The organism is Noviherbaspirillum sp. (assembly GCF_035627455.1).
In the GTDB taxonomy this organism is placed as follows: Bacteria; Pseudomonadota; Gammaproteobacteria; order Burkholderiales; family Burkholderiaceae_D; genus Noviherbaspirillum.
In genome coordinates, this window is sequence record NZ_DASPLS010000016.1 from 14721 (window position 1) to 41178 (window position 26458).

32 protein-coding genes and 2 tRNA genes are annotated in these 26458 nt (G+C 61.7%); 15 read left to right on the top strand and 19 right to left on the bottom strand.

Going from position 1 to position 26458, the window contains the following annotated elements:
• Positions 1-97: 97 nt before the first annotated feature.
• The 12 genes from VEC01_RS02695 to VEC01_RS02750 all read left to right on the top strand — a co-directional run bounded on the left by VEC01_RS02695 (position 98) and on the right by VEC01_RS02750 (position 11030).
• A tRNA-Phe gene (locus VEC01_RS02695) sits at positions 98-173 on the top strand.
• 148 nt (positions 174-321) lie between these two features.
• Entirely contained in the window at positions 322-1263 is a 942-nt protein-coding gene (locus VEC01_RS02700; protein ID WP_324898500.1) for a hypothetical protein, read from the top strand.
• A gap of 93 nt (positions 1264-1356) precedes the next feature.
• Positions 1357-2034 carry a response regulator transcription factor gene (locus tag VEC01_RS02705; RefSeq protein WP_324898502.1) on the top strand — a complete coding sequence of 226 codons (678 nt, stop codon included), beginning with the start codon at positions 1357-1359 and terminating at the stop codon, positions 2032-2034.
• A 129-nt stretch (positions 2035-2163) separates the two neighbouring features.
• Entirely contained in the window at positions 2164-3453 is a 1290-nt protein-coding gene (gene hemA / locus VEC01_RS02710) for a glutamyl-tRNA reductase (protein ID WP_324898504.1), read from the top strand.
• A gap of 96 nt (positions 3454-3549) precedes the next feature.
• A complete protein-coding gene (gene prfA, locus VEC01_RS02715) occupies positions 3550-4632 on the top strand; it encodes a peptide chain release factor 1 (protein WP_324898506.1) in 1083 nt (360 codons plus the stop codon).
• 88 nt (positions 4633-4720) lie between these two features.
• Complete coding sequence (locus tag VEC01_RS02720; protein WP_324898508.1) at positions 4721-5197, top strand: disulfide bond formation protein B; 477 nt, start codon at positions 4721-4723, stop codon at positions 5195-5197.
• Positions 5198-5199: 2 nt separating this feature from the next.
• Positions 5200-6042: a peptide chain release factor N(5)-glutamine methyltransferase gene (gene prmC / locus VEC01_RS02725; protein WP_324898510.1), complete on the top strand. Its 843-nt coding sequence runs from the start codon at positions 5200-5202 to the stop codon at positions 6040-6042.
• Between the two features lie 92 nt (positions 6043-6134).
• Entirely contained in the window at positions 6135-8477 is a 2343-nt protein-coding gene (locus VEC01_RS02730) for a Tex family protein (protein ID WP_324898512.1), read from the top strand.
• 163 nt (positions 8478-8640) lie between these two features.
• A complete protein-coding gene (grxD, locus tag VEC01_RS02735; protein WP_324898514.1) occupies positions 8641-8952 on the top strand; it encodes a Grx4 family monothiol glutaredoxin in 312 nt (103 codons plus the stop codon).
• Positions 8953-8986: 34 nt separating this feature from the next.
• Complete coding sequence (locus VEC01_RS02740; RefSeq protein WP_324898516.1) at positions 8987-9568, top strand: UbiX family flavin prenyltransferase; 582 nt, start codon at positions 8987-8989, stop codon at positions 9566-9568.
• 41 nt (positions 9569-9609) lie between these two features.
• The gene (locus tag VEC01_RS02745; RefSeq protein WP_324898518.1) at positions 9610-9999 is read left to right on the top strand and encodes a hypothetical protein; all 390 of its coding nucleotides are present in this window, start codon (positions 9610-9612) and stop codon (positions 9997-9999) included.
• Positions 10000-10049: 50 nt separating this feature from the next.
• The gene (locus tag VEC01_RS02750; RefSeq protein ID WP_414691410.1) at positions 10050-11030 is read left to right on the top strand and encodes a cytochrome-c peroxidase; all 981 of its coding nucleotides are present in this window, start codon (positions 10050-10052) and stop codon (positions 11028-11030) included.
• A gap of 409 nt (positions 11031-11439) precedes the next feature.
• On the opposite strand, the gene VEC01_RS02755 is transcribed toward VEC01_RS02750, so the two are convergent.
• From VEC01_RS02755 to petA, 6 genes are all read right to left on the bottom strand, one after another.
• Positions 11440-11515 (bottom strand) — tRNA-Thr (locus VEC01_RS02755).
• Between the two features lie 26 nt (positions 11516-11541).
• Complete coding sequence (locus VEC01_RS02760) at positions 11542-12015, bottom strand: ClpXP protease specificity-enhancing factor (RefSeq protein WP_324898520.1); 474 nt, start codon at positions 12013-12015, stop codon at positions 11542-11544.
• Between the two features lie 68 nt (positions 12016-12083).
• Complete coding sequence (locus tag VEC01_RS02765; protein ID WP_324898522.1) at positions 12084-12695, bottom strand: glutathione S-transferase N-terminal domain-containing protein; 612 nt, start codon at positions 12693-12695, stop codon at positions 12084-12086.
• A gap of 86 nt (positions 12696-12781) precedes the next feature.
• Entirely contained in the window at positions 12782-13546 is a 765-nt protein-coding gene (locus VEC01_RS02770) for a cytochrome c1 (RefSeq protein ID WP_324898524.1), read from the bottom strand.
• A 23-nt stretch (positions 13547-13569) separates the two neighbouring features.
• Complete coding sequence (locus VEC01_RS02775) at positions 13570-14976, bottom strand: cytochrome bc complex cytochrome b subunit (RefSeq protein ID WP_324898705.1); 1407 nt, start codon at positions 14974-14976, stop codon at positions 13570-13572.
• Entirely contained in the window at positions 14976-15584 is a 609-nt protein-coding gene (petA, locus tag VEC01_RS02780; protein ID WP_324898526.1) for a ubiquinol-cytochrome c reductase iron-sulfur subunit, read from the bottom strand. The genes VEC01_RS02775 and petA overlap by 1 nt, the downstream gene beginning before the upstream one ends.
• A 250-nt stretch (positions 15585-15834) precedes the next feature.
• On the opposite strand from petA, the gene mscL reads away from it, so the two are divergent.
• The gene (mscL, locus tag VEC01_RS02785) at positions 15835-16260 is read left to right on the top strand and encodes a large conductance mechanosensitive channel protein MscL (RefSeq protein WP_324898707.1); all 426 of its coding nucleotides are present in this window, start codon (positions 15835-15837) and stop codon (positions 16258-16260) included.
• A gap of 1 nt (position 16261) precedes the next feature.
• On the opposite strand, the gene VEC01_RS02790 is transcribed toward mscL, so the two are convergent.
• The gene (locus VEC01_RS02790) at positions 16262-16966 is read right to left on the bottom strand and encodes a response regulator transcription factor (protein ID WP_324898528.1); all 705 of its coding nucleotides are present in this window, start codon (positions 16964-16966) and stop codon (positions 16262-16264) included.
• A gap of 121 nt (positions 16967-17087) precedes the next feature.
• A complete protein-coding gene (locus tag VEC01_RS02795) occupies positions 17088-17855 on the bottom strand; it encodes a Nif3-like dinuclear metal center hexameric protein (protein WP_324898530.1) in 768 nt (255 codons plus the stop codon).
• Positions 17856-17868: 13 nt separating this feature from the next.
• Here VEC01_RS02795 and VEC01_RS02800 point away from each other — a divergent pair, with 13 nt between their 5' ends.
• On the top strand, positions 17869-19017 hold the full coding sequence (locus VEC01_RS02800; protein WP_324898532.1) for a Do family serine endopeptidase: 1149 nt from the start codon (positions 17869-17871) through the stop codon (positions 19015-19017).
• A gap of 25 nt (positions 19018-19042) precedes the next feature.
• Positions 19043-19714 carry a DUF2461 domain-containing protein gene (locus tag VEC01_RS02805; protein ID WP_324898533.1) on the top strand — a complete coding sequence of 224 codons (672 nt, stop codon included), beginning with the start codon at positions 19043-19045 and terminating at the stop codon, positions 19712-19714.
• Here the strand turns inward: VEC01_RS02805 and tatC are convergent, their stop codons facing one another.
• The 11 genes from tatC to hisC form a co-directional block, all read right to left on the bottom strand.
• The gene (gene tatC / locus VEC01_RS02810; protein ID WP_324898534.1) at positions 19715-20470 is read right to left on the bottom strand and encodes a twin-arginine translocase subunit TatC; all 756 of its coding nucleotides are present in this window, start codon (positions 20468-20470) and stop codon (positions 19715-19717) included. It lies immediately after the preceding gene.
• Positions 20470-20958 carry a Sec-independent protein translocase protein TatB gene (tatB, locus tag VEC01_RS02815; RefSeq protein WP_324898535.1) on the bottom strand — a complete coding sequence of 163 codons (489 nt, stop codon included), beginning with the start codon at positions 20956-20958 and terminating at the stop codon, positions 20470-20472. Before tatB ends, tatC begins: the two co-directional genes overlap by 1 nt.
• A 73-nt stretch (positions 20959-21031) precedes the next feature.
• A complete protein-coding gene (gene tatA, locus VEC01_RS02820; protein ID WP_324898536.1) occupies positions 21032-21235 on the bottom strand; it encodes a Sec-independent protein translocase subunit TatA in 204 nt (67 codons plus the stop codon).
• 52 nt (positions 21236-21287) lie between these two features.
• The gene (locus VEC01_RS02825; RefSeq protein WP_324898537.1) at positions 21288-21662 is read right to left on the bottom strand and encodes a histidine triad nucleotide-binding protein; all 375 of its coding nucleotides are present in this window, start codon (positions 21660-21662) and stop codon (positions 21288-21290) included.
• A gap of 44 nt (positions 21663-21706) precedes the next feature.
• Positions 21707-22045 carry a phosphoribosyl-ATP diphosphatase gene (locus VEC01_RS02830; protein WP_324898539.1) on the bottom strand — a complete coding sequence of 113 codons (339 nt, stop codon included), beginning with the start codon at positions 22043-22045 and terminating at the stop codon, positions 21707-21709.
• A gap of 28 nt (positions 22046-22073) precedes the next feature.
• Complete coding sequence (hisI, locus tag VEC01_RS02835) at positions 22074-22478, bottom strand: phosphoribosyl-AMP cyclohydrolase (RefSeq protein WP_324898541.1); 405 nt, start codon at positions 22476-22478, stop codon at positions 22074-22076.
• Complete coding sequence (hisF, locus tag VEC01_RS02840; RefSeq protein WP_324898543.1) at positions 22475-23239, bottom strand: imidazole glycerol phosphate synthase subunit HisF; 765 nt, start codon at positions 23237-23239, stop codon at positions 22475-22477. The genes hisI and hisF overlap by 4 nt, the downstream gene beginning before the upstream one ends.
• Positions 23239-24024, bottom strand: a complete 786-nt coding sequence (hisA, locus tag VEC01_RS02845) for a 1-(5-phosphoribosyl)-5-[(5-phosphoribosylamino)methylideneamino]imidazole-4-carboxamide isomerase (RefSeq protein ID WP_324898545.1) — start codon at positions 24022-24024, stop codon at positions 23239-23241. The genes hisF and hisA overlap by 1 nt, the downstream gene beginning before the upstream one ends.
• A gap of 49 nt (positions 24025-24073) precedes the next feature.
• Positions 24074-24712 carry an imidazole glycerol phosphate synthase subunit HisH gene (hisH, locus tag VEC01_RS02850; RefSeq protein WP_324898547.1) on the bottom strand — a complete coding sequence of 213 codons (639 nt, stop codon included), beginning with the start codon at positions 24710-24712 and terminating at the stop codon, positions 24074-24076.
• A 38-nt stretch (positions 24713-24750) separates the two neighbouring features.
• A complete protein-coding gene (gene hisB, locus VEC01_RS02855) occupies positions 24751-25347 on the bottom strand; it encodes an imidazoleglycerol-phosphate dehydratase HisB (protein ID WP_324898549.1) in 597 nt (198 codons plus the stop codon).
• A gap of 21 nt (positions 25348-25368) precedes the next feature.
• Positions 25369-26457, bottom strand: a complete 1089-nt coding sequence (gene hisC / locus VEC01_RS02860; protein ID WP_324898551.1) for a histidinol-phosphate transaminase — start codon at positions 26455-26457, stop codon at positions 25369-25371.
• Between the last annotated feature and the right edge of the window lies 1 nt (position 26458).

Below are 26458 nucleotides of genomic sequence, written 5' to 3' on the forward strand. Positions count from 1 at the left end.
TTCGCAAGAGGTTCTGGAGCCATTATAGCCGCTGCCGTACATTGCGATTACAGAAACGCTTGCATATTCCAATAACTTTGCTATACTTGCCCGCCTTGGCCTGGTAGCTCAGTTGGTAGAGCAGAGGATTGAAAATCCTTGTGTCGGTGGTTCGATTCCGCCCCGGGCCACCAAGAAAAAAATCAAGGGCTTAGCTTCGGCTAAGCCCTTTTCATTTCCGCATCTCACGCATCTCCATTCTTGCCTATTTCCCCGAGGAACTTAGTTCCCGACGACACGTCATACCATGACCACGTCAAAAGTATCGAACGGGAATACAAGATGGATTGTCAATATTGCCGCGCGCCACGCCAGAACGCGGCGGCCAAGTGCACCCGTTGCGGCAAACAGGTTTTGCCCGCGTCGGGCCAATCCGGAAGGAAGGCAAGGCGGCACCGGCAAGACAGTCAAGCGAAGTCGGCAAATTCCGGAAGCGCAACGGCAACCGGGACGTTGACTTCGGGTGATGCGGATAGCGCCCGGCAGGAACGGCACCTTCCGGTTCCCGTTCTCCATGACGGACCCGCAGCCGATCGGCGGGACGCGCAACGCGAGAGCACGACGGCAATCGCGCTTATCCCGCAAACCCTGCCGGCACACTGGGTTCCGCCCCCTTCCTCTTGCAACTCCCTGGAAAACGAACAGATTGCCGCCACTCCGAAGCGCACTCCTGGTTGGCGTCATTGGCTCGCAGGCAGCACGGTCGCTGCAATCCTGGCACTTGGCATCACCGGTCTCTGGCGCGGCGGCGATGACAACACCTCTTCCGCAAAGGTGACAGCGCCGCCTGGGCAGGAACTGACCGTGGGCAGCCTCGCGACCAATGCCCAGACCAAGGCACCCGAAGCCGGCGTAGATGCTGGCACCGCGCCCCCGGCGACACCTCGAAAACAGACAACATCCGCCGGCTCGAAGCCGCAGAAGGCCGCGCAGCCGCGCCGCGATGTACCGGCAAGCAAAGCCAGCGCGCAGGCGACCAAGAGAAAGCCGGCTGAAACGGTCGCAAAGGCGCAGGCAAAACCGGCGCAGCCAGTGCAGACCGCGGCGCCCTCAACGGAGGGCATGACCCTTGCCGCCAACACCGTCGCACCACAGACCCGCTATGGCCAGTGCCTGGAGCTGAGTTCCTTCCTCAGTCGGGAACGCTGCAAGTGGCAGGTCTGCAACGGCAAGTGGGGGCAGGAAGGCTGCCCCTCCTACGAGACGAAAGAATATATCAACTAGCGCGGCGCCAGCCTCATGCCACACCAGGCCTGACTTCAGTCAGGCCTTTTTCATTTGCGGTTGACCTGCGCCAAACAGGGTAATATCGCGCGCATGCGAATTGCCATCCTGGACAACGACAAGGACCAAGCAGCCGCGATACGCGGTGCGCTGGCTGCGGCCGGCTATCGCTGCGAGCTCGCGCGAAACCGGGAGGCGCTGCTGCACCAGCTCCAACACGGCGAGGCCGACCTGGTGGTGCTGGATTGCGCGTCGACCGACGGGCAGCTCGCGCAGCTGGTCGAGGCCTGCACCGCTGCCGCGGCGCCTGTGCTGCTGGTCGCTGCGCGTGCCGAGGAGGACGATATCGTGGCCGGCATGATCGCCGGTGCGAGCGACTGTGTTGTCAAGCCCGTGCGGCGCGGCGAACTGGCGACCCGGGTACGCGCACTGCAAAGACGTTTCCTGCCCGCGCCGCCTGCCGATGCAGGACTCCATGTCGGGCCTTACAGGTTCGACATCGGGACGGCGCGCGTCAGCAAGTCCGGCAAAACCATGGATCTCACGCGCAAGGAATTCGAGCTCGCCTTGCTGTTCTTCCGGCATCTCGGCCGCCCGCTTTCGCGCGCCTACATCCGCGAATCGGTATGGCCGAACGAATCCGAGTTCCCGTCCCGCACGATGGACACGCATGTTTCCCGCGTACGCAGCAAACTTGGCCTGCGTGCGGAGAACGGTTTTCGCCTGACACCGGTCTATAGCTTCGGATATCAGCTGGAGCAGCTCCGCTGATTCCGTCCTGCTGCGCAAATTGCAATGCAAAGCAGGAGTTGCCTTTCCGCCAACAACCACTCCGGCTCTTTGTGCTAAGGCGCAACAGGCTATAATACTGAGTCAGGATATCCGTAAAGCTTAATCCGAATGCAGCTTCTCGCCGTCGGTCTCAACCACACCACCGCGCCGGTCTCCCTGCGGGAAAAGGTGGCCTTCCCCGCTGATACGATCGGCCAGGCAGTCGCGTCCGCGCGCGCCTGGTTTGGCCGCGCCACCGCCTCCGGGTCGTCCGACGAAGCCGCCATTCTTTCCACCTGCAACCGTACCGAACTGTACGCCGCCAGCGCCATTCCAGGCGGCGTCGATGCGGCGATCGATACCACCGCGCGCTTCCTGGCCGAATATCACAAGCTGCCCTATTCCGAACTGCGCCCCTACCTGTACACGCTGCCGCAGGATAACGCGGTGCGCCATGCGTTCCGCGTCGCCTCCGGACTGGACTCGATGGTGCTGGGCGAAGCGCAGATCCTCGGACAGATGAAGGATGCGGTACGTCGCGCGGAAGCTGCGGGCGGACTGGGCACCTACCTGCACCAGATGTTCCAGCGCACCTTCGCGGTTGCGAAGGAAGTGCGAACCACGACCGAGATCGGCGCGCACAGCGTGTCGATGGCGGCTGCCGCGGTGCGGCTGTCGCAGCGGATTTTCGACCGCATCTCAGAGCAGAATGTGCTGTTCATCGGCGCGGGTGAAATGATCGAACTCTGCGCCACGCACTTTGCCGCACAAAGTCCGAAGTCGCTCACCGTCGCCAACCGCACCATGGAACGCGGCGAGGCGCTGGCGCACAAGTTCAACGGCAAGGCGATCCGCCTGGCCGACCTGCCGGACCAGCTTGCGCAGTACGACATCGTGGTGTCGAGCACCGCCTCCTCGCTGCCGATCATCGGCCTGGGGATGGTCGAACGCGCGATCAAGGCGCGCCGCCACAAGCCGATGTTCATGGTCGATCTGGCGGTGCCGCGCGATATTGAATCCGAAGTCGGCCGTCTTGACGATGTCTTCCTGTATACCGTCGACGACCTTGGAACCGCAGTCCAGACCGGCATCGAAAACCGCCAGGCTGCGGTGGCGCAGGCCGAGGCGATCATCGAAACGCGTGTGCAATCCTTCATGCACTGGATCGAGAGCCGTGCGGTGGTGCCGCTGATCCGCGACCTGCACGAAACCAGCGAACAGGTGCGCCTGGCCGAGCTCGAACGCGCCCGGAAGCTGCTTGCCAAGGGCGAGGATATCGACACCGTGCTGGAAGCGCTGTCGAAGGGTCTCACCGCGAAATTCCTGCACGGCCCGCAGCAAGCACTGCACAATGCGCAGGGCGACGAGCGCGCCCGCCTGGCGGCGCTCCTGCCGCAGCTCTTCCGCACCAAGCGCTAGCGGCGCTTGCCGTCGCGCGGGGCCGTTTCCGGTCCCGCATGTCGCGCCGTTCTATCCATGGCGGCGCCGCCCACGAATCCTCACCGAACACTTTCCATGAAACCTTCAATGCTTGCCAAGCTCGACCAGCTTTCCGAACGCCTGGAAGAGTTGAACTCCCTGCTGATGCAGGAAGGCGCTGCTTCCAATATGGATCAGTACCGCAAGTTGACCCGAGAGCATGCGGAGCTCGACCCGCTGGTGGCGCTGTACAGGGAATACAAGCAGGCCGGCGATGACATCGCGACCGCGCAGGAGATGCTTGCGGATCCAGACATGAAGGAACTGGCGCAGGAGGAAATTGCCGCGGCGAAGGCGCGGATCGAGCAGCTGGAGGCCGACTTGCAGAAGATGCTGCTGCCGAAGGACCCCAACGACGAGCGCAATATCTATCTTGAAATCCGTGCCGGCACCGGCGGCGACGAGGCGGCGCTGTTCGCCGGCGACCTGCTGCGCATGTACACCCGTTATGCGGAGCGCAACCGCTGGCAGGTCGAGATGGTGTCGGAGTCGCCCTCGGAGATCGGCGGCTACAAGGAAGTCATTGCGCGCATTGTCGGCTTCGGCGCGTACTCGCGGCTCAAGTTCGAATCCGGGGGGCACCGCGTGCAGCGGGTGCCGGCGACCGAGACCCAGGGCCGGATCCATACCTCGGCCTGCACGGTGGCGGTGATGCCGGAAGCGGATGAAGTCGAGGACGTCGACATCAATCCGGCCGATATCCGGATCGACACCTTTCGCGCCTCCGGCGCCGGCGGCCAGCACATCAACAAGACCGACTCGGCGGTGCGCATCACGCATATCCCGACAGGCATCGTAGTCGAATGCCAGGACGACCGCAGTCAGCACAAGAACAAGGCGTCGGCGCTGAAGGTACTTGCCGCGCGCATCAAGGACATGCAACTGCGCGAGCAGCAGGCGAAGGAGGCGGCGACGCGCAAGTCCCTGATCGGCTCGGGCGACCGCAGCGAACGCATCCGCACCTACAACTTCCCGCAGGGGCGGATGACCGACCACCGGATCAACCTCACGCTGTACAAGCTGGATGCGATCATGGACGGCGACCTCGAGGAGCTGACCAATGCGCTGCTGGCGGAGCACCAGGCGGAACTGCTGGCGGCGCTGGGCGACGAGGCATAATGTACGGTCCGGCCCGCAAATCTTGCCTTTCAAGAACTTTTGGGGCCGGCATTACTCTTACGGCATTACCCACTAACAACACGCAATCATGAAAACATCCAAACCGGTGTTGGTCGCTGTCGGTGTCATCGCCCTCGGGCTGGTCGGCTTTGCGCTGTTCCTGCAGCATGTGAAGGGGCAGATGCCGTGCCCGCTGTGCGTCATCCAGCGGTATGCATTCGTGATCCTGGCCCTGGTCTGCTTTCTCTTTGCCGCATTGCCGCGCGCGGCAACGCGCTTCGGCAGCCTGCTCGGCGTGCTGGTTGCGCTGGGCGGCGCCGGCGTGGCGGGGTGGCATGTATGGGTGAAGGCGCATCCCACCGTGTCCTGCGGCGTCGATCCGCTCGAGACCGCCCTGAACCGGTATCCGACCGCCGAACTGCTGCCATTCGTGTTCAAGGCGGACGGCTTTTGCTCTGCCGAATATCCGCCCATCCTGGGGCTGTCGAATCCGCAGTGGTCGCTGATCTGGTTCTCAGGGCTGGCACTGGTACTGGTCTGGGCGGCGCTGCGCCGCGGGCAATGACAATGCCGGCGCCGGACGGGCAAGCGTTTGCAATCCCCCCGGGCGCGACTATTGGCTCGCTGCTCCGACACCCGCCGCTCGATGCGCTGGAAGCGCGCATCCTGCTGTCGCATGCGCTGCAGCTCTCGCGTGCGCAGCTCGTCACGCAGTCCGAACGGGTGCTTGCGTCCGGCGAGATCGAGCATATCCAATCCCTGTTCCGGCGCCGCATCGCGGGCGAGCCGGTAGCTTATATCCTTGGCGAGCGCGAATTCTTCGGCCTGTTGCTGCAGACGACGCCGGACGTGCTGATTCCCCGGCCGGAAACCGAACTGCTGGTCGAGCTCGCGCTCGACCTCCTGCCGCACGGAGGTAGCGTGCTCGACATGGGCACGGGATCCGGCGCGATCGCCATTGCGATCGGAAACGCCCGTCGCGAGGCGACGGTGACCGCGCTCGATGCGAGCGAGGCGGCGCTTGCGGTGGCGCGCCGCAACGCGCTGCGCCATGCGGTCGCTGTGCGCTTCCTGCACAGCGACTGGTACGCCGCACTCGGTGAAGAGAGATTCGATCTCATCGTGTCCAACCCTCCGTATATCGTCGCCGGCGACCCGCATCTGTCGCAAGGCGACCTGCGCTTCGAGCCTGCGGATGCGCTGACCGACCATGCCGATGGCCTCAACGCGATCCGCACTATCGTCGCCGGCGCGGCGCGACATCTCGAGGCTGGCGGCTGGCTGCTGATGGAGCATGGCTACGACCAGGCGGATGCTGTGCGGGAATTGCTTGTCCGGCAAGGCTTCCACGATGTGCAAAGCTGGAAGGACCTCGCGGGTATCGAGCGCGCCACCGGGGGGCGGAAATAGCGCCGCGTCCAGCGTTTTTCGCACTGTCAAGACTGGCAGATTCATACAGATTGCGTATCATCACCCGCTTGTTTTCAACACTCTGATTACCCATGCTTCCATCCATCGAACAACGTCTAGCCCTTGAACTCGCCGCCAAGCCGGTGCAAGTCGCTGCCGCCATCGCCCTGCTCGACGAAGGCGCGACCGTTCCCTTCATCGCGCGCTACCGCAAGGAAGCCACGGGCGGCCTGGACGACACGCAGCTGCGCCTGCTGGAGGAAAGGTTGCGCTACCTGCGCGAACTTGAAGACCGCCGCGCCGCGATCATCGCGTCGATCCAGGAGCAGGGAAAGATGACGCCGGAACTGCTCGATGCGATCACCCATGCGGAAGACAAGACCCGCCTGGAAGACCTCTATCTGCCGTACAAGCCGAAGCGCCGCACCAAGGCACAGATCGCCGCAGAAGCCGGCTTGACCGAACTGGCGGATGCGCTGCTCGGCAATCCAGCGCTGAATCCGGAAGAAGAAGCGGCGAAATACCTCAAGCCGGCCTTCACCACGGACAATGGCGACAACCCGGGCGTGCCGGACGCGAAGGCGGCGCTCGACGGCGCGCGCCAGATCCTGATGGAGCGCTTTGCGGAAGACGCGACGCTGCTGCAGACGCTGCGCGAATACCTGACCGAACACGGCGTGGTCGAATCCAAGGTCATCGAAGGCAAGGAAGACGCCGGGGCGAAGTTCGCCGACTATTTCGACTACTCGGAAACGATTTCCACCATCCCGTCGCACCGCGCGCTCGCGCTGTTCCGCGGCCGCCGGGAGGAAATCCTCAACGTGTCGCTGCGCCTGGACAGCGAGGAAGAGAAGCCGAAATGGGACGCGCCGCTCAATCCCTGCGAGTCCCGTATCGCCGCGCGCTTCGGCGTCTCCAGTCAGGGCCGCCCGGCCGACAAGTGGCTGGCCGACACGGTGCGCTGGGCGTGGCGGGTGAAGGTGTTCATGCACCTGGAAACCGAGCTGATGACCAGCCTGCGCGAACGCGCGGAAATCGAAGCAATCAACGTGTTTGCGCGCAATCTGAAGGACCTGCTGCTGGCTGCGCCCGCCGGCCCGCGCGCGACGATGGGCCTGGACCCGGGGCTGCGCACCGGCGTGAAGGTCGCCGTGGTCGATGCAACCGGCAAGGTGGTCGACACCACCACCATTTACCCGCACCAGCCGCGCAACGACTGGGAGGGCTCGCTCCACACCCTGGCCCAGCTGGCGCGCAAGCACAATGTGGCGCTGATCTCGATCGGCAACGGCACGGCCTCGCGCGAAACCGACAAGCTGGCGCAGGACCTGATCAAGCAGCATCCCGAGCTCAAGCTCACCAAGATCGTCGTGTCGGAAGCAGGTGCGTCGGTGTACTCCGCATCCGAATACGCATCGCGCGAACTGCCGGAGCTCGACGTATCGCTGCGCGGTGCGGTCTCGATCGCGCGCCGACTGCAGGATCCGCTGGCCGAACTGGTCAAGATTGATCCGAAATCGATCGGCGTCGGACAGTACCAGCATGATGTCAGCCAGTCGCAGCTGGCGCGCTCGCTCGATGCAGTGGTGGAAGACTGCGTGAATGCAGTCGGCGTGGACGTCAATACCGCATCCGCGCCGCTGCTGGCGCGCGTGTCCGGCCTGAACGCAAGCGTGGCGCAGAGCATCGTCAATTACCGCGACATGAAGGGGATGTTCAACTCCCGCGCGGCGTTGCTGGCGGTACCGCGCCTGGGCGAGAAGACCTTCGAGCAGGCGGCCGGCTTCCTGCGCATCATGAACGGCGACAATCCGCTCGACGCATCCGCGGTGCACCCGGAATCCTACCCGGTGGTCGAGAAGATCCTGGCCGACATCAAGAAGGATGTGAAAGGCGTGATCGGCGACAGCAAAGTGCTGAAATCCATCAATCCCGCAAAGTACGCGGACGAGAAATTCGGCGTGCCGACTGTCACCGACATCCTGAAGGAACTCGAAAAACCGGGCCGCGATCCTCGCCCCGAGTTCACCACTGCCACCTTCAAGGAAGGCGTGGAAGACATCAAGGACCTGCGTCCGGACATGATTCTCGAAGGCGTGGTCACCAACGTGGCAGCCTTCGGCGCCTTCGTCGACATCGGCGTGCACCAGGATGGCCTCGTGCATATCTCGGCGCTGTCGAACACCTTCGTGCGTGACCCGCATACCGTCGTCAAGGCGGGCCAGGTGGTGAAGGTGAAGGTGCTGGAAGTCGATGAAAAACGTCGACGGATCGCATTGACGATGCGCCTGAACGACGCGCCCGCACCTGCCGGAGCGCGCCCCGAGCAGCGCGGCGACCGCAATGACGCACGCCGCCTGTCGCAGCATCAGCAGCGCGCGCAGCCGACGATGAACAGTGCGATGGCGGCCGCGTTCGCGAAGCTGAAGGCGTAAGCCTGTTTTGCCGCGCCGAACGGGAACCCTCAGGTTTCCGTTCGGTATTACGGCAGGTTTTCGGGGCTCCCGTAATCTTTCCCTTGCTGCTTGTCAGGACTTGACGGCAGCCCTCCACCCTTTTTCATATAATGGTGGATATTTCCATCTATAGAGGTCAACCATGAGCGATGTACAATCCTGGATCAAGGAAACCGTTACCAGCCACCCGGTGGTGCTGTTCATGAAGGGTACCGCGCAGTTTCCGCAATGCGGCTTTTCCGGCCGTGCCGTGCAGATCCTGAATGCCTGCGGCATCGAGAACATCGTCACCGTAAACGTTCTGGAAGATGCGGAAGTGCGCCAGGGCATCAAGGAATATTCCAACTGGCCGACCATTCCGCAACTCTTTGTCAAGGGCGAGTTCATTGGCGGCTCCGACATCATGACCGAGATGTACGAGTCGGGCGAACTCCAGACCCTGCTGAAATCCTGATGCCGCGGCGCCTGCAAGGGTGCTTCATCACCGCATGCCCGGCCAACGACTGATCGTCGCGATAACCGGCGCCACCGGCGCCGTGTACGGCGTACGCCTGCTGCAGGTGCTGCGCGACACGCAAGACATCGAAGCGCATCTTTTGGTGTCCGACGCCGGCGTGCTCAGCCTGCACCAGGAACTCGATCTCGGCCGCAAGGAAGTGGAAGCGCTCGCGCATGTCGTCTACAACGTGCGTGATATCGGTGCCGCGATTGCCAGCGGCTCGTTCCAGTCCGACGGCATGGTCGTGGCGCCTTGTTCGATGAAGACGCTGGCGGCGATCGCACATGGCTTGTCGGACAACCTGATCGCGCGTGCTGCTGACGTTGTTCTAAAGGAACGGCGGCGCCTGGTGCTGTTGGCCAGGGAAACGCCGCTCAATCTCGCGCACCTGCGCAATATGACCGCTGTCACCGAGATGGGAGGCATCATCTTCCCGCCGCTGCCCGCCTTTTACCAGCGGCCGAAGACGATCGAGGATATGGTCGACCACACCGTGGGCCGGGTCCTCGACCTGTTCGCTATTCCACACGCGATGACGCCGCGCTGGAAAGGGCTCAAGGGCGAAACCTAAGAAGAATTTCAGCGCAACGAAAAGCCCATGACCTTGCGGTCATGGGCTTTTTTACTGGTGCGGCTGCAGGACGCGACACCTGGGGACAGGTGCGGGGATCTGGGACTCGGCTTGGGAAAGAAATTAACCAGAACCGAGCCAAGGCTGCCAAACCACGTACTATCGGCGTCCGTGTCTGCATTGATTGCACACCGGGCGCCGGGCCTGCTGCTGCCCTTTTCAGAACTGGTTGTCATAAAAGACGTGGCAACACCGGCAAGGCTGGCGGAATTCGCACCAGGCTTTTCCTGTATTTGCATCTGCGATTTCTTATCCTGCATCAAAAACGACACTTTGCCTTCATTATGTTAATGCCCCGCATCATATTCGGGCAAAGTTTGATCCGGATCAAAAGTCCCTATTCTAAAAATGGTTTCTGGGAGGAACAATAGACCCGGTTTTTACCCACACGGAGAAAGTAATGAAACGCACCATACTCGCCATGTCGCTCTTCATGATTGCTGCCGCTGCCGGTGCAGCCCCGAGCACGGCGAGCAAAGAGCCGATCCAACCGATCGCCGCTCCGAAAATCAAGGATGCAGGCCTGGTTGAACTCGGCAAGAAACTGTATTTTGATACCCGCCTGTCGAAGTCCGGGTTTATTTCCTGCAATTCCTGCCACAACCTGTCGATGGGGGGCACGGACAACCTGAAGACGTCGATCGGCCACAACTGGCAACAGGGCCCGATCAATGCACCGACCGTGCTCAATTCCAGCATGAACCTTGCGCAGTTCTGGGACGGTCGCGCCAAGGACCTCAAGGCACAGGCCGGCGGCCCGATCGCGAACCCCGGCGAAATGGCCTTCACGCACGAACTCGCGGTCGACCTGCTGCAGTCGATTCCCGGCTACGTGAGCGAATTCAAGAAGGTCTTCGGCAGTGAAAAGGTCGATATCGACAAGGTAACCAAGGCGATTGCTGCATTCGAAGAAACCCTGGTGACCCCCAACTCGCGCTTCGACAAGTGGCTCAAGGGTGACAAGAAGGCGCTGACCAAGGATGAACTGGCCGGCTACAAGCTCTTCAAGGACAGCGGTTGCGCGGCCTGCCACAATGGCCCGGCAGTGGGCGGCAACTCTTTCCAGAAGATGGGTGTCGTCGAGCCGTACAAGGCATCGAGCCCGGCTGAAGGACGCGTGGCGGTGACCGGCAAGGATGCGGATCGCTTCAACTTCAAGGTGCCTACCCTTCGCAATGTCGAAATGACCTATCCCTACTTCCACGATGGCGCTGCGAATACGCTGCCGGAAGCGGTTGATACGATGGCGCGCATCCAGCTCGGCAAGAAATTCACTGCCGAAGAGAACGCAAAGGTGGTCGCCTTCCTGAAGACGCTGACCGGAGACCAGCCGAACTTCAAGCTGCCGATCCTGCCGCCGTCTTCCGACGCGACGGTCCGCCCGACGCCGTTCGACAAGTAAGGCAGAAGTAGAAAGCAGGCGTACCGCGAAATGCCGCCGCGATGCATACCAGGCCGTATGCATTGCGGCGGCATTTTTCCATTCCCGCGTTCTCTCCCCACCCTTGCCCTCGGGTCCTGGGATGGACAGATTTTTCGGCGACCAAAGGTGCCACGGCACGCTGCCATCTGGCTGAAACAACGATGCCTTGAACCATCGCAACAAGAGCGCCGCAACGGGGACGGTGGAGTTCTTGCCTGCTGCGCAGCTTCGCTCGTAGCAAGACAAGATATTTCCGTCGACAACCAGCTACTTATGCGTATCGTGGCCAGTTAACTCACTTCCCACACGTGGCTGTTGCCCTCGTTACACGGTGCTTATACTGTGTCGAAAAGCAAAAAGCCCAGCCTTTCGGGCTGGGCTTTTTTATTGGTGCCGGCTGCAGGACTCGAACCCGCCACCTGATGATTACAAATCAACTGCTCTACCAGATGAGCTAAGCCGGCGAAACTGGAAAGACTGGTATTGTACTTTATTTGATTCGGGTGAGCGTCGGGCGCCCTCCCTTTTTAGGCGGGTTGCCGTTTCCGTCCGGGTCGCCTGCGTCCTCCCCGGCCGGATCAGCTTCATCCGTCGGAACCGCTGCAAGGGACAAGCCTGGCTTGCCTTCCTCGGCATGCTCCTCGTCCCGCTGCGGCACTATCTCAAACGCCATCCCCTGCCCGTTTTCCCGCGCATAGATGGCGACCACGTTGTCCACGGGAATTGAAATTTCACGTGAGACACCGCCGAAGCGGGCATGGAAGTTAACGAAATCGTTCTCCATCTTCAAGCCGCTGGTGGCGGTGAAGCTGATGTTCAACACGATTTCGCCGTTCTTCACGAACTCGCGCGGCACCATGGTGCGGGCATCGACTGCGGCCGCAAGATAAGGTGTGTAGCCGTTATCGGTACACCACTCGTAGATTGCGCGCAGCAGGTAGGGCTTGGTCGAAATTTCAGACATGTTTTCCGGTCTTAAACAGCGTCGGCCGCAAGGCATCCTGCCGGATGCACGTCGGCGCAACGCCTGTTTCAGCGGCGCATGACCTTTTCGGACGGCGTCAGCGCTTCGATATACGCAGGGCGCGAGAAAATGCGCTCTGCATACTTCATCAGAGGCGCCGCGGTCTTCGATAGTTCGATGCCGTAATGGTCGAGGCGCCACAGCAAAGGGGCGATCGCGACATCGAGCATCGAGAACTCATCACCCAGCATGTACTTGTTCTTGATGAACAGCGGCGCCAGCGTGGTCAGGCGGTCGCGGATTTCCGCTCGTGCCTTTTCGTGCACCTTCTCCGAGCCCTTGGACTTGTCGTTTTCCAGCGTATGGACGTGGACGAACAATTCCTTTTCAAAGTTGAACAGCATCAAGCGGGCGCGTGCGCGCATCAGCGGGTCGGCTGGCATCAGTTGCGGATGCGGGAAGCGCTCATCGATGTATTCATTGATGATGTTCGACTCGTACAGAATCAGGTCGCGCTCGACGAGAATAGGTACCTGCCCGTAGGGATTCATCACCGAAATGTCTTCCGGCTTGTTGAACAGGTCGACATCGCGAATCTCGAAGTCCATGCCCTTCTCGAACAACACGAGACGGCAGCGTTGCGAAAATGGGCAGGTTGTGCCCGAGTAGAGAACCATCATGTTGTAGTTCCTTAGAAACAAAAGGGTGAGACGCGTGCGGCTCACCCTGAATCAAATGCCCGCGCCGGGGAGCGCGGGCCTGAACCTTACTTAACGTCCTTCCAGAACGACTTGTTCAAGAACCAAGCCAGGACCATAAAGCCGCCGAGGAACAGCAGCACGATCACGCCAAGGCGTTTGCGCTGGTTCTGCACCGGCTCCCCCATCCATTCCAGATAGGCGACCAGGTCTGCCACCGCACTGTCAAATTCCGTCGCCGTCATCGTACCCGGCTTGATCTGCTCGTAGCCGGCGAACTTGTGCACGACCTTGCTGGCATCGTGCGGGTCCTTTTCTTCCGCGAACTTCGCAGCGCGCACGCCCTGCAGTTCCCACATCACGTGCGGCATGCCGACGTTCGGGAATACCAGGTTGTTCCAGCCGGTCGGGCGGGTGTCATCCTGGTAGAAGGTGCGCAGGTAGGTGTACAGCCAGTCAGCGCCGGAACCTTCTCCGGACGCCTTTGCGCGCGCGATCACCGACAGGTCCGGCGGCACTGCGCCGAACCAGTCCTTCGCATCCTTCGGCGCCATCGACACCTTCATCAAGTCGCCAACCTTTTCGCCGGTGAACAGCAGGTTGTTCTTGATCTGGTCGTCGGACAGGCCGATATCCTTCATGCGGTTGTAACGCATGGCGGAGGCGGCATGGCAGTTCAGGCAGTAGTTGACGAACAGCTTGGCGCCGTTCTGCAGCGCGGCCAGATCCTTCGTACGGTTCGGCGCCTGGTCCAGCGGGAAGGTTGCCTCGCTGGCGAAGGTCACCGCCGGCACGAATGCCAGGACCGCAATCAGTTTTTTCAGCAATTTCATGGTTCTTGTATCCCTTTTGCGGCTTAGTGCGGATGGAACGTCACACGGTCAGGCACGGGCTTGAACTGGCCCATCTTGCTCCACCAAGGCATCAGCAGGAAGAAGCCGAAGTAGATGAAGGTGCAGATCTGCGCCACGAGGGTGCCCACCGTGGTCGGCGCCTGCACGCCGAGGTAGCCGAGGATCACGAAGGCGATGCCGAACACCAGGTAGATGTAGCCGTGGAAAGCCGGGCGGTAGCGGATCGACTTGACCGGGGAATGATCGAGCCAGGGCAGGCCGCCGAGGATCAACACGGATACGCCCATCAGCACGACGCCCCAGAACTTCGCGTCGAAGATGAACATGCCGATCAGAGCCGCGGCACCGATGATGATGAAGCCGGCCTTCACGCTGCCGCTCAGCTTCGACTTGACCAGTACCAGCGCGATGTAGGCGATCAGGCCGACTTCCAGTGCATACATGAACTGCGAAGTGGTTGCGCGCAGGATCGAGTAGAACGGCGTGAAGTACCAGACCGGCGCGATATGCGGGGGGGTCTTCAGCGGGTCAGCCGGAATGAAGTTGTTGTACTCGAGGAAGTAGCCGCCCATTTCCGGCGCAAAGAACACGATCGCGGAGAAGACAATCAGGAACACCACTGCGACGAACACGTCATGCACCGTGTAGTACGGATGGAACGGGATACCGTCCAGCGGCACGCCGTTGGCGTCGGTCTTTTCCTTGATCTCGACGCCGTCCGGGTTGTTCGAGCCGACTTCGTGCAGTGCGATGATGTGCGCCACGACCAGGCCCAGCAGCACCAGCGGGATCGCGATGACGTGGAACGAGAAGAAGCGGTTCAGCGTTGCGTCGGACACCACGTAATCGCCGCGGATCCACAGCGACAGGTCCGGGCCGATGAACGGGATCGCGCCGAACAGGTTCACGATCACCTGCGCACCCCAGTAGGACATCTGGCCCCACGGAAGCAGGTAGCCGAAGAAGGCTTCGGCCATCAGCATGAGGAAGATGGCGACGCCGAACAGCCAGACCAGCTCGCGCGGCTTTCGGTAGGAACCGTAGAGCAGGCCGCGCAGCATGTGCAGGTAGACAACGATGAAGAAAGCGGACGCGCCGGTGGAGTGCATGTAGCGGACCAGCCAGCCCCAGGGCACGTCGCGCATGATGTACTCGACCGAGGCGAACGCGAGATTGGCGTCCGGCTTGTAGTGCATCACGAGGAAAATGCCGGTGACGATCTGGATCACCAGCACCAGCAGCGCCAGCGAACCGAAGGCGTACCAGTAGTTGAAGTTCTTCGGCGCGTAGTATTCCGACAGGTGGGCCTTCCAGGTCGAGGTGACCGGGAAGCGGGCGTCGAACCAGTTCAGCGCCTTGGCGGTGACCGGCGCGTCAGCGGGAAGCTTTTTTTCCTGAAATGCCATGATTATGCTTCGCCTTTCTCGTCTTTACCGATGATCAGCTTGGTATCGCTGAGGTACATGTGCGGCGGAATCTCGAGGTTGTCCGGAGCCGGCTTGTTCTTGAACACGCGGCCTGCCAGGTCGAAGGTGGAACCATGGCACGGGCACAGGAAGCCGCCCTGCCAGTCGTCCGGCAGCGAGGGCTGAGCGCCCGGCTGCAGCTTGGTGGTCGGGGAGCAGCCGAGGTGCGAGCAGATGCCGACGGCGACCAGGATCTCGGGCTTGCGCGAGCGGTATTCGTTGCGCGCGTATTCCGGAGTCAGCTCGTTCGGATTGCGCTCGGACTTGGGATCGGCGACCTGGTCGCCGGTCTTCTTCAGCGACTCGACCATTTCCGGCGAACGCTTCAGGATCCAGACCGGCTTGCCGCGCCATTCGACGGTCTTCATTTCTCCCGGCGCCAGGCCGGCGATATCTACCTCAACCGGAGCGCCGGCAGCCTTGGCCCGCTCGGACGGCTGGAAGGTCGACACAAGGGCCCCCGCCGTGGCCAGACCGGCCACACCACCCGCCGCACACGTCGCGACGAGCAAGCCACGTCGACCGGAATCGACCTGCTTTTCGTTACTCATACCAACCCCAATCAGTGAAAAAGCGAAATCTGTAGGAAAGTTCAGCAACCTTAGATTATAACGGACGGTGCATTCGATTTAAAGCGAATATATGATGTGGCGCAGGGATTCCGGGAACTTTTTCGGCGAAGCGGATACACTGCGTCGCGCCGGGGCATGGCGTCATCCATTCTCGGTAGAAGCCAACGGACAAACGTCCTGTCGGCTGCGAGCGCCGCTTATGTTTATGGCAACAATGGGGAGACGAGCAATGCGCATAATGAAAGAATTCAAAGCCTTTGCGATCAAGGGCAATGTGATCGACCTCGCTGTGGGGGTGATCATCGGCGGCGCCTTCGCGAAGATTGTGGATTCGCTGGTGCAGGACGTGATCATGCCGGTGGCCGGCAAGCTGGTCGGCGGGTTGGACTTTTCGAACTACTATCTTCCGCTGAATGACCAGGGCACGCATCTCACCCTCGCCGAAGCGAAAAAAGCGGGCGCCGTGCTCGCCTATGGCAGTTTCGTGACGATACTGCTGAACTTCCTCATCCTGGCCTTCATCATCTTCCAGATGGTGCGCGCGATAAACCGGGCGAAAAAGACGGAACCGGAAGCAGCGCCGGCACCGGCTGCGGCGCCCACGCCCGAGGAAGTCGTGCTGCTGCGCGAAATCCGCGATGCATTGAAAAAATGAATCAGGAATGGCTTCCCGGCGGACGCCCCAGTTGCAGCAGGCCGCGCCGGTGCGCCTCGAATACCGCCTCGCCGCGTGAATGCACGGCGAGTTTGCCGTAGATGTTCTTGATGTGGGTCTGCACCGTGCCTACCGAAACCGACAACAGCTTGGCGACTTCGCCATAGCTCTCGCCCTGGGCGATCAGATCGAGAATGGCTGCCTCGCGCTTGGTCAGCGCGCCCGCGGCGGCGTCCGCTTCCGATGGCGCCGATGGTTTTTTCTTATCTCTCACCTTTGCCAGGACCATGCGCGCGATCGCCGGACTCATCGGCGCCCCGCCCGCCCGCAAGTCGTGAACCGCGCGGGCGATGTCCATCCTGCCGGCGTCCTTTAGCACATAGCCGGAGGCGCCGGCTTCAATGCAGGCGAGGACATTGGCCTCGTCGCTGGACATGGTGACAACCATGATATCGGCATGCGGGTGCCGCTGAGCACATGCCTGGATGATTTCGAGGCCGGACCCGTCCGGCAGACCGAGGTCGGTCAACAGCACATCGGGTGCGGCAGTTTCCAGCCATGCTAGCGCTGGCTTGACGCTGTCGAATGCGCAAAGCAGCTTCAGCCCGGGGGCCGCTTCAACGGCCAGGCATAGTGATTTCCGCGTCACGGCGTCGTCTTCGACGATCAACACCCCGACGGGGTCATGCGGTGATTCTCGATGCATAATCGTTCCCCCACAGATGGCAATGATAACCCGTCTGCACCACGTTGCGGGAGAGCAACTAACTCTTGGTAGAAAATACCTAGTAACAATCAAGATAGCAGCACCGGCTGTTGCAGGCGAGTCAGACCGGATTGGCAATGTCGACGAACTCGTGCCCGATACCGAACTGCGCCGCAAGATGCGCCCCCAGCGCCTGCACGCCGTAACGTTCGGTCGCATGGTGGCCGCAGGCGAGGTAAGCGACGTTTGCCTCGCGCGCAAGATGAACGACCGGCTCGGATATTTCGCCGCTGAGATAGGCGGAAGCACCGGCTGCAATCGCATCGCCGAGCATGGTGTGCGCCGCTCCTGTGCACCATCCTATCCGCCCCAGCGGCTGCGCAGGGTCGCCGATCACCAGCGGCGCGCGCCCCAGGCGCACCTCCACCAGGCAGGCGAGATCGCCCACGGTCTTCGTCGCCGGGTCGGCCGACACGCCCAGCCAGCCGATGTCGTTCTCGCCGAAGCGGCCGTCCGCCTCGAGCCCGAGCTGCGCGGCGAGCCGCGCGTTGTTACCGAGTGTGGGATGCATGTCCAGCGGCAGATGATAGGCAAACAGGCTGATGTCGTGCGCGAGCAGCAGCTTGAGCCGCTTGTGCTTCGGCCCGACGACCCGCGCATCCTCGCCGCGCCAGAAATAGCCGTGATGCACGAGGATCGCGTCCGCCCCCGCCTCCACCGCCGCCTCGATCAGCGCTAGACTGGCGGTAACGCCGGTAACGAGCTTTTTGATCTGCAGCCGCCCCTCGACCTGCATTCCGTTTGGGCAATAGTCGCGAAAGCGGGTAATATCCAGCGTTTGCTCCAGGTATTTGGCAAATTCATCCCTGTTTACTGATCCTCGTTCCATTTTCTTACCCTATATGCGACGTCTCTGGCTATTGTTTGCGCAAACCGTCACCGTCGGCCTGGCGATCTGGTTCATTGTAGCGAGCCTGAAGCCGGAGTGGGCAGGCGTACGGGGCGCGCGCGTGGCAATGTCCTCGGTGGCGCTGATGGAAGCGCCGGCTGCCGCCAGCCCTGCGCAGGGATCGTATCGCGAGGCCGCCAATCGGGCAATGCCGGCCGTGGTGAACATCTTCACGACCAAGGGCGCACGCCAGCCGAAGACGCCATTCATGGACGACCCGCTGTTCCGCCGCTTTTTCGGCGAGCAGGAAGACCGCCAGTTCAGCCTCGGCTCGGGCGTGGTGGTCAGCCCCGAAGGCTACGTCCTGACCAATAATCATGTGATCGAGACCGCCGACGAGATCGAGATTGCGCTGGCCGACGGCCGCAAGGCGGTTGCCAAGGTAGTCGGCACCGACCCCGAGACCGACCTCGCGGTGGTCAAGATCAACCTGCAGAACCTGCCCGCGATCACTCTCGGCCATGCAGACCAGGCCCGCGTCGGCGATGTGGTGCTGGCAATCGGCAACCCCTTCGGGGTCGGCCAGACAGTCACGATGGGAATCGTGTCCGCATTGGGCCGCAACCATCTCGGCATCAACACCTTCGAAAATTTCATCCAGACGGATGCGGCGATCAACCCGGGCAATTCCGGCGGCGCGCTGATCGACGTGAACGGCAACCTGCTCGGCATCAATACCGCGATCTATTCGCGCAGCGGCGGCTCGCTCGGCATCGGCTTTGCCATCCCCGTAACAACGGTAAAGACCGTCATGGAATCCATCATCAGTACCGGCCAGGTCGTGCGCGGATGGATCGGCGTGGAGCCGCAGGACATCACGCCGGAACTGGCGGAAAGCTTCGGCCTGGCGAAAAAGTCCGGCGCGATCATTGCCGGCGTGCTCAAGGGCGGGCCGGCGGACAGGGCCGGCATGCGCCCCGGCGACATCCTGGTCGCCGTTGAAGGCAAACCGGTCAGCGACACGACTGACATGCTGAACCTGATCGCGCAGCTCACGCCCGGCGGCAAGGCAAAGATCACGGTGCTGCGCAAGGGTCAGGAATCGACCATCGACGTCCTCGTGGGCAAGCGGCCGCGTCCGCGCCGCGAAGATCAGGAGTGAACTTCCCCTTCCAGCGGAGCCACGCATGCACACGCGCGACTTGATCCAGTTTCTGAGCGAGCTGTCGGAGAACAACAATCGTGCGTGGTTCGTGATGAACAAGCCACGCTACGACATCCTGCGCGCGGAATTCCTCGATCTGGTGACCGGCCTGATTGCCGACATCAGCAGATTCGACCCCCTGGTTGCCGGCTGCAATCCCAAAAAGGCGCTGTTCCGGATCAACCGCGACATGCGCTTTTCACGCGACAAGAGTCCGTACAAGACCACCTTTTCGGCAGCGATCACGGCGAGCGGACTGAAAAAGCCGAGCCAGGGCGGCGGGCCCGCGTACTATTTTCATATCGACGCCAACGGCGTGCTGCTGGTTGCCGGCGGCGAATACATGCCGCCGCCGTCACGCCTGAAGACCATCCGCGAGCACGTCGTCGCCGACGCCGCAGGCTTCACAAGGATGCTCAAAAACAAGAAGCTCAAGGAACGCTACGGCGACCTGCAGGACGAGGGCAAGCTGACGCGCCCGCCGAAGGGATACGACGCAGACGCGCCGCACATTGAATATCTCAAGAGGAAGAGCTTCATCGTCTGGACCGAGACCAGCATCAAGAAAAAGGTCCCGGCCGATCTCGGCAAGGAAGTGCTCGCCGGCTTCAAGGATGCCTACCCACTGGTTGCCTGGCTGCGCGAAGCGAAGTAATCAGGCGGTTTCTTCCGGCGCGCGGGTGGCACGCGCGAACAGCGGCGCCAGCAGCAGGCCGAGCTCGAACAACAGGCAGAGCGGTATCGCCAGCAGCAGCTGGCTCATGACGTCCGGCGGCGTTACGACCGCGGCGACGATGAATGCGCCGACAATCACATAGGGCCGGAATTCCCTCAGCCTTTCCACCGTCACCACGCCCATGCGCACCAGCACGATGACCACGATCGGCACCTCGAAGGTGAGGCCGAATGCGATAAACATCGTCATCACAAAGCTGAAATAGCTTTCGATATCCGGCGCCACCGCGACCGACTGCGGTGCGAACTCGTTGACGAACTTAAACACCGTGCCGAACACGAAGAAATAGCAGAACGCGACGCCGACCAGGAACAGCAGCGAGGACGAGATCACCAGCGGCGCGACGAGCTTCTTCTCGTGCTCGTACAGGCCCGGCGCAATGAAGGCCCATGCCTGGTACAGCACGATCGGCAATGCGATCAGGAACGCCACCAGCAGCGTGACCTTCACCGGGATCAGGAAAGGCGTGATCACGCCTGTGGCAATCATCTTGGACCCGGCCGGCAGCGCCAGCATCATCGGGCTGGCCAGCAGGTCGTAGATGCGGCCGGCGAACGGCATCAGTGCGAGGAACACCACGATGACGGCAATCAGCGCCTTCATGACGCGATTGCGCAGTTCCACCAGGTGCGAGATGAATGTTTCCGCGCCTGCGTTGTTGTCGTCTTCAGTCATCAGTGGAAGGAACCGGTGGATGATTTGCGGCCTGCTCCCGCAGGCCTGTATTTGGCGACGCGCGCGGCGCCGGAAATGACGCGGGTCCTGTGTCCGCTCTGCTTCTTGTACCAGGCGGGAATCGCGGAATTGCGCGCCAGCTTCTTGCGGCGGAAGTCCTTCGCCTTGACCGCGTGCTGGTCAGGCGTGGCCGGCTCGAGCAGCGGATTGACCAGCGCCTCGCGCACATCGCCTTCCAGCTCGGACAGGTTCTGCGAGATGGATTGCTCGACGTCGGAGGCCGCCTCCTGCACATCCTTGTGCATCTTGCGCAGCTCTTCCAGTTCGATTTCGCGGCTGACCTCGGACTTGACGTCGTTGATGTAGCGCTGCGCGCGGCCAAACAGCGTGCCGGCCATGCGCGCGACCTTCGGCAGCCGCTCGGGGCCGACGACGACCAGCGCGACGACGCCGATCAGCGCGAGTTTGGAAAGACCAAGATCAATCATGACGACAAGACAATGCGAAGGCCACGTGGCACGGCTGCGATGCAGTCACGGACATCGCCTTGCGGGAAGCACATCAGCTCTTCTTTTCTTTGGTGTCGACATCGATGGTGGCCTTGTCGGCCTGCACCGGCTTGTCTTCCTCGCCCTTGATGCCATCCTTGAAACCCTTGACGGCCTTGCCCAGGTCGGAACCGACATTGCCGAGTTTCTTCGTGCCAAAAATCAACATGATCACGACCAGAACAATCAACCAGTGCCAAATGCTAAACGAACCCATTACTTTCTCCTCTGCGGACGCATGCGTCCGGAATTTCAATCAAGCTGTACGATCACCGCTGCCCGCGCCACGGGCGCGGACCGCCGATTACGTGCAAATGGAGATGGTACACCTCTTGGCCGCCGTCCGGTCCGGTATTGAACAGCGTCTTGAAGCCGCCGTTGCCAACCTCGCCATCCGCTGCGGCCTCGTAACCGCATCCCTGCTCCTGCGCCAGCTTCGGTGCAAGCAGCATCATCTTGCCAAGCAGCGCCGCATGGCTCTCATTGCAGTCCGACAGCGTCGGGACGTGCAGTTTCGGCACAATCAGCAAATGCACCGGCGCCGCGGGATTGATGTCATGAAAGGCGATGACATCGTCGTCTTCATACACCGTCTTGGACGGGATCTGCTTGGATGCGATTTTGCAGAAAATGCAGTTTGTCATGACTTCCCCGAGTGTGGATCAAAGAATTTTCATCAATCGCGGGATCAGGATTGACGGCCGGCCTTTTCCTCGATGCCGGAAATCCCCTCGCGCCGCGCCAGTTCCTGCAGGACATCCTGTGGCGTCAGGTCGAATTGCGCGAGCATGATCATCGAATGGAACCACAGGTCCGCGCATTCGTAGAGCACCTTGGATTTGTCGCCGCCGGCGCGCACATCCTTGGCCGCCATCACCGCTTCAGTGGCTTCCTCGCCGATCTTCTTCAGGATGGCGTCGTCGCCCTTGGAAAACAGGCGGGCGACATACGACTTGTCGGGGTCGCCGCCGTTGGCGGGCTTGCGCGACTCGATGACGTCGGCAACGCGTTTCAGGATTTCACTCATGTTCCGGCTCGGGACTGCCCGCCTCGCTTTACTTGTAAATACTTTCCGGGTCCTTCAGGACCGGCTCGGTCGACTGCCAGTCGCCTTTCTTTGCGCTGCCTTCGAACTTCTGGAAGAAGCAGGAATGCCGCCCGGTATGGCAGGCGATGCCGCCGGTCTGCTCGACCTTCAGCAGCACCACGTCTTCATCGCAGTCGAGCCGGATCTCGTGCACCTTCTGCGTATGGCCTGACTCCTCGCCCTTGTGCCACAGCTTCTTGCGCGAGCGGCTCCAGTACACGGCTTCGCCGAGTTCCACCGTCTTTGCCAGCGCTTCGCGGTTCATCCACGCGAACATCAGCACGTCGTTGCTGCCGACTTCCTGGGCGATCACCGGTACGAGCCCGTTCTCGTCCCACTTCACCTTGTTGAGCCACTTCGCGCTGATGCTCATGCAAGCCTCATAGGGATACCCTGCCCGTCCATGAAGCGCTTCGCCTCCTGCACCGTATGCTGGCCATAATGAAAGATGCTCGCAGCGAGCACCGCGTCAGCGCGGCCGACCTTGATGCCGTCCGCCAGGTCCTGCAGACCGCCGACACCGCCGGAGGCGATCACCGGGATCGATACTGCATCCGACACGGCGCGGGTCAGCTCGAGGTCGAAACCGCTCTTGGTGCCGTCGCGGTCCATGCTGGTCAGCAGAACTTCGCCCACGCCCAGGCTTTCCATCTTCTTCGCCCACTCGACCACGTCGAGTCCGGTCGGCTTGCGTCCGCCGTGGGTGAAGACTTCCCATTTTCCTTCGCCGCTCTTCTTCGCGTCGATCGCGACCACGATGCATTGCGAGCCGAACTTGTGCGCCGCTTCCTGCACCATCTGCGGATTCGCAACCGCGGTGCTGTTGACGCTGATCTTGTCGGCACCCGCATTGAGCAGCCGGCGCACGTCGTCGACGGTGCGCACCCCGCCGCCTACGGTCAGCGGAATGAAGACCTGCGATGCGACATCCTCGATGATGTGCAGGATCAGGTCGCGCCCGTCGGAAGTCGCGGTGATGTCGAGAAACGTGAGTTCGTCCGCGCCTTGCTCGTCATAGCGGCGCGCAATCTCGACCGGATCGCCTGCATCTCGCAGCTCGACGAAGTTGACGCCCTTGACCACGCGGCCGTTGGTCACGTCCAGGCAAGGGATGATGCGTTTTGCTAAGCTCATTACTCTTCTTCCGCCTCTTCCAGGCCGCTCAGCTCGTCGGCGCGCTGCTGCGCGCTGCGCAGGTCGAGCGTGCCTTCATAGATCGAGCGGCCGCAGATCACGGCTTCGATGCCCTCGTCCTGCACCGCGCACAAGGCTTCGACGTCCTTGATGTCGTGCACGCCGCCGGAGGCGATGATGGGAATGGACACGGCCTGCGCGAGCTTGACCGTGGCTTCGATGTTGACGCCGGCCATCATGCCGTCGCGTCCGATGTCGGTATAGACAATCGCTTCACAGCCGTAGTCTTCGAATTTCTTCGCGAGGTCGATCACTTCATGGCCGGACAGCTTGCTCCAGCCGTCGGTCGCAACCTTGCCGTCCTTTGCATCGAGGCCGACGATGATCTGGCCCGGGAAGGCGCTGCACGCGTCGTGCAGGAAGCCCGGATTCTTCACTGCGGCGGTGCCGATGATGATGTAGGACAGGCCGTCGTCGAGGAAGCGTTCGATGGTGTCGAGATCGCGAATGCCGCCGCCCAGCTGCACCGGGATCTCGTCGGTGTCGTTCTCGGCGGCGAAATCGCGCACGGCCTGGATGATTGCCTTGACCGCCGGCTCGTTCTTCGGCTTGCCGGCGAAGGCGCCGTTCAGGTCCACCAGATGCAATCGTCGCGCGCCGTGTGCCAGCCAATGGCGCACCATTTGTGCGGGATCATCGGAAAATACGGTGGCTTGGTCCATATCGCCCTGTTTCAGGCGCACGCAATGACCGTCCTTGAGGTCGATGGCAGGTATGAGCAGCATGGCTACATTAGGTGGATGGTGGTTGGGTCAAGGGGTTGAACAATAACGACTACGGGTTCCAGTCAACGAAATTCTTGTACAGCCGCAAACCGGCGGATGCGCTCTTCTCGGGGTGAAACTGGGTCGCGAATATGTTGTCTCTTGCGACGGCGCATGCGAAGGATGCGCCGTATTCCGTCTCGCCGGCGACATGCTGCGCTTCGGCGGGTACTGCGTAATAGCTGTGTACGAAGTAGAAGTAGCTATTGTCGGCAATGCCTTTCCACAACGGATGGGACAATGTCTGTTTCACCCGGTTCCAGCCCATCTGCGGCACCTTGAAGCGCGATCCGTCCTGCTGCACCAGCCCGTCGAGGCGGAAGCGCACGACCTTACCGGGCAGCAAACCAATGCCCGGCGTGTCGCCTTCCTCGCTCCAGTCGAACAGCAGCTGCTCGCCGACGCACACGCCCAGCATCGGCTTGCTGCGCGTCGCTTCGACCATGGCGTCCTGCAAGCCGGATTCGCGCAGGCAGCGCATGCAGTCTGGCATCGCGCCCTGCCCCGGCAGCACCAGCCGGTCGGCCGAGCGGATGTCGGCCAGTTCGCCGGAGATGCGCACGTCGGCTTCGGGCGCGACGTGCCGCAGGGCCTGCGCCACCGAGCGCAGATTGCCCATGCCGTAATCCACTACAACAATCTTTTTCATGTCAGAAATCGGTATGCAGGTCCGCGAGGGAACTGCGGTTACAGACTGCCTTTCGTCGAAGGAATCGTCCCCGCCGCGCGCGGGTCCAGCTCGGCGGCCATGCGCAACGCGCGGCCGAATGCCTTGAACACGGTTTCGCACTGGTGGTGCGCGTTCTCGCCGCGCAGGTTATCGACATGCAGCGTCACCAGCGCATGGTTGACGAATCCCTGGAAGAATTCATGCGTCAGGTCGACATCAAAGGCGCCGATCATCGAGCGCTTGAACGGCACGTGGAATTCGAGGCCGGGACGCCCGGAGAAATCGACGACGACGCGCGACAGTGCCTCGTCCAGCGGCACATACGCGTGACCGTAACGGCGCACGCCCTTCTTGTCGCCGATTGCTTTCGCAAAAGCCTGGCCGAGCGTGATGCCCACGTCTTCGACGGTATGGTGCGCGTCGATGTGCAGGTCGCCCTTGGCTTCGATCTCGAGGTCGATCAGGCCGTGACGGGCGATCTGGTCGAGCATGTGGTCGAGAAAGGGCACACCGGTGTCCAGCTTCTGCCGGCCGGTGCCGTCGAGGTTGATCGCAACGCGGATTTGCGTTTCATTGGTATTGCGAGTGACCTCGGCAATGCGTGACGTGGACATGTTCAAAGAGTGAAACCAAAGTTAGGAAGCGAGCGATGCCTGCATCGCATCGAGGAACAGCCGGTTCTCTTCCGGCGTGCTGACGGTGATCCGCAAGCAGTTTTCCAGCAATGGGTGCATTCTACCGACATTTTTGATCAAAACCTTACGATCCAACAATGCGGCAAAGACGGCATCTGCCTGAATTTTTGGATTTTTCACGCGTACCAACAGGAAATTTGCTGCCGAGGGGAAAACCTCGACGCCCGACAGGGCCGCAAGCGCAGCCGCAAGCTTGGTCCGCTCCCAGCGCAGCGACGCGGCCTGCGCATCCAGCACCTCGGCATGGTCGAGCACGAATTCCGCGGCCGCCTGCGTCAGCACATTCACATTGTACGGCGGACGCACCTTGTCGAACTCGGCGAGCAAGGCGTCGGACGCCGACATGTAACCGAGGCGGATGCCGGCCAGTCCAAGCTTGGAAACAGTGCGCATGACGACCAGGTTCGCAAACTCCGGAAGGCGCGGCATGAAACTGGCCTGTGCGAAGGGCTGGTAAGCCTCGTCGACCACCACCACGCCGGTGTCGCCGACCGCGCGGATGATCTCCGCCATGTCGTCGGCATCGAACAGGTTGCCTGTCGGGTTGTTTGGATATGCGAGGTAAGTGATCGCTGGCTTATGCTGGTCGATCGCCGCCAGCATCGCTGCCTTGTCGAGCGTGAAGTCTGGCCGCAGCGGCACGCCGACGAATTCCAGGCCGGCGAACTTCGCCGACATTGCATACATGACAAAACCCGGGGTCGGCGCCAGCACCTTCGCGCCCGGCTTGGCGCAAGCGACCGACAGCATGCTGATCAATTCGTCGGAGCCGTTGCCGAGGATGACGTCCTGGCCGGCGGGAACACCCAGTTTGCTGCAGATCTTCGCCTTCAGAGCGGCATACGAGGGCACCGGATAACGGTTCAGCGCGACTTCGGACAGACGCCGGCCGAGTTCCTCGCGCAGCGTCTGCGGCAGCAGGTAGGGATTTTCCATCGCGTCGAGCTTGATGTAGCCGGCGGCGTCGGGAACATGATAAGCCGCGAGCGCGCGGACTTCGGGACGGATGATGTTTTCGATCAGCGACATG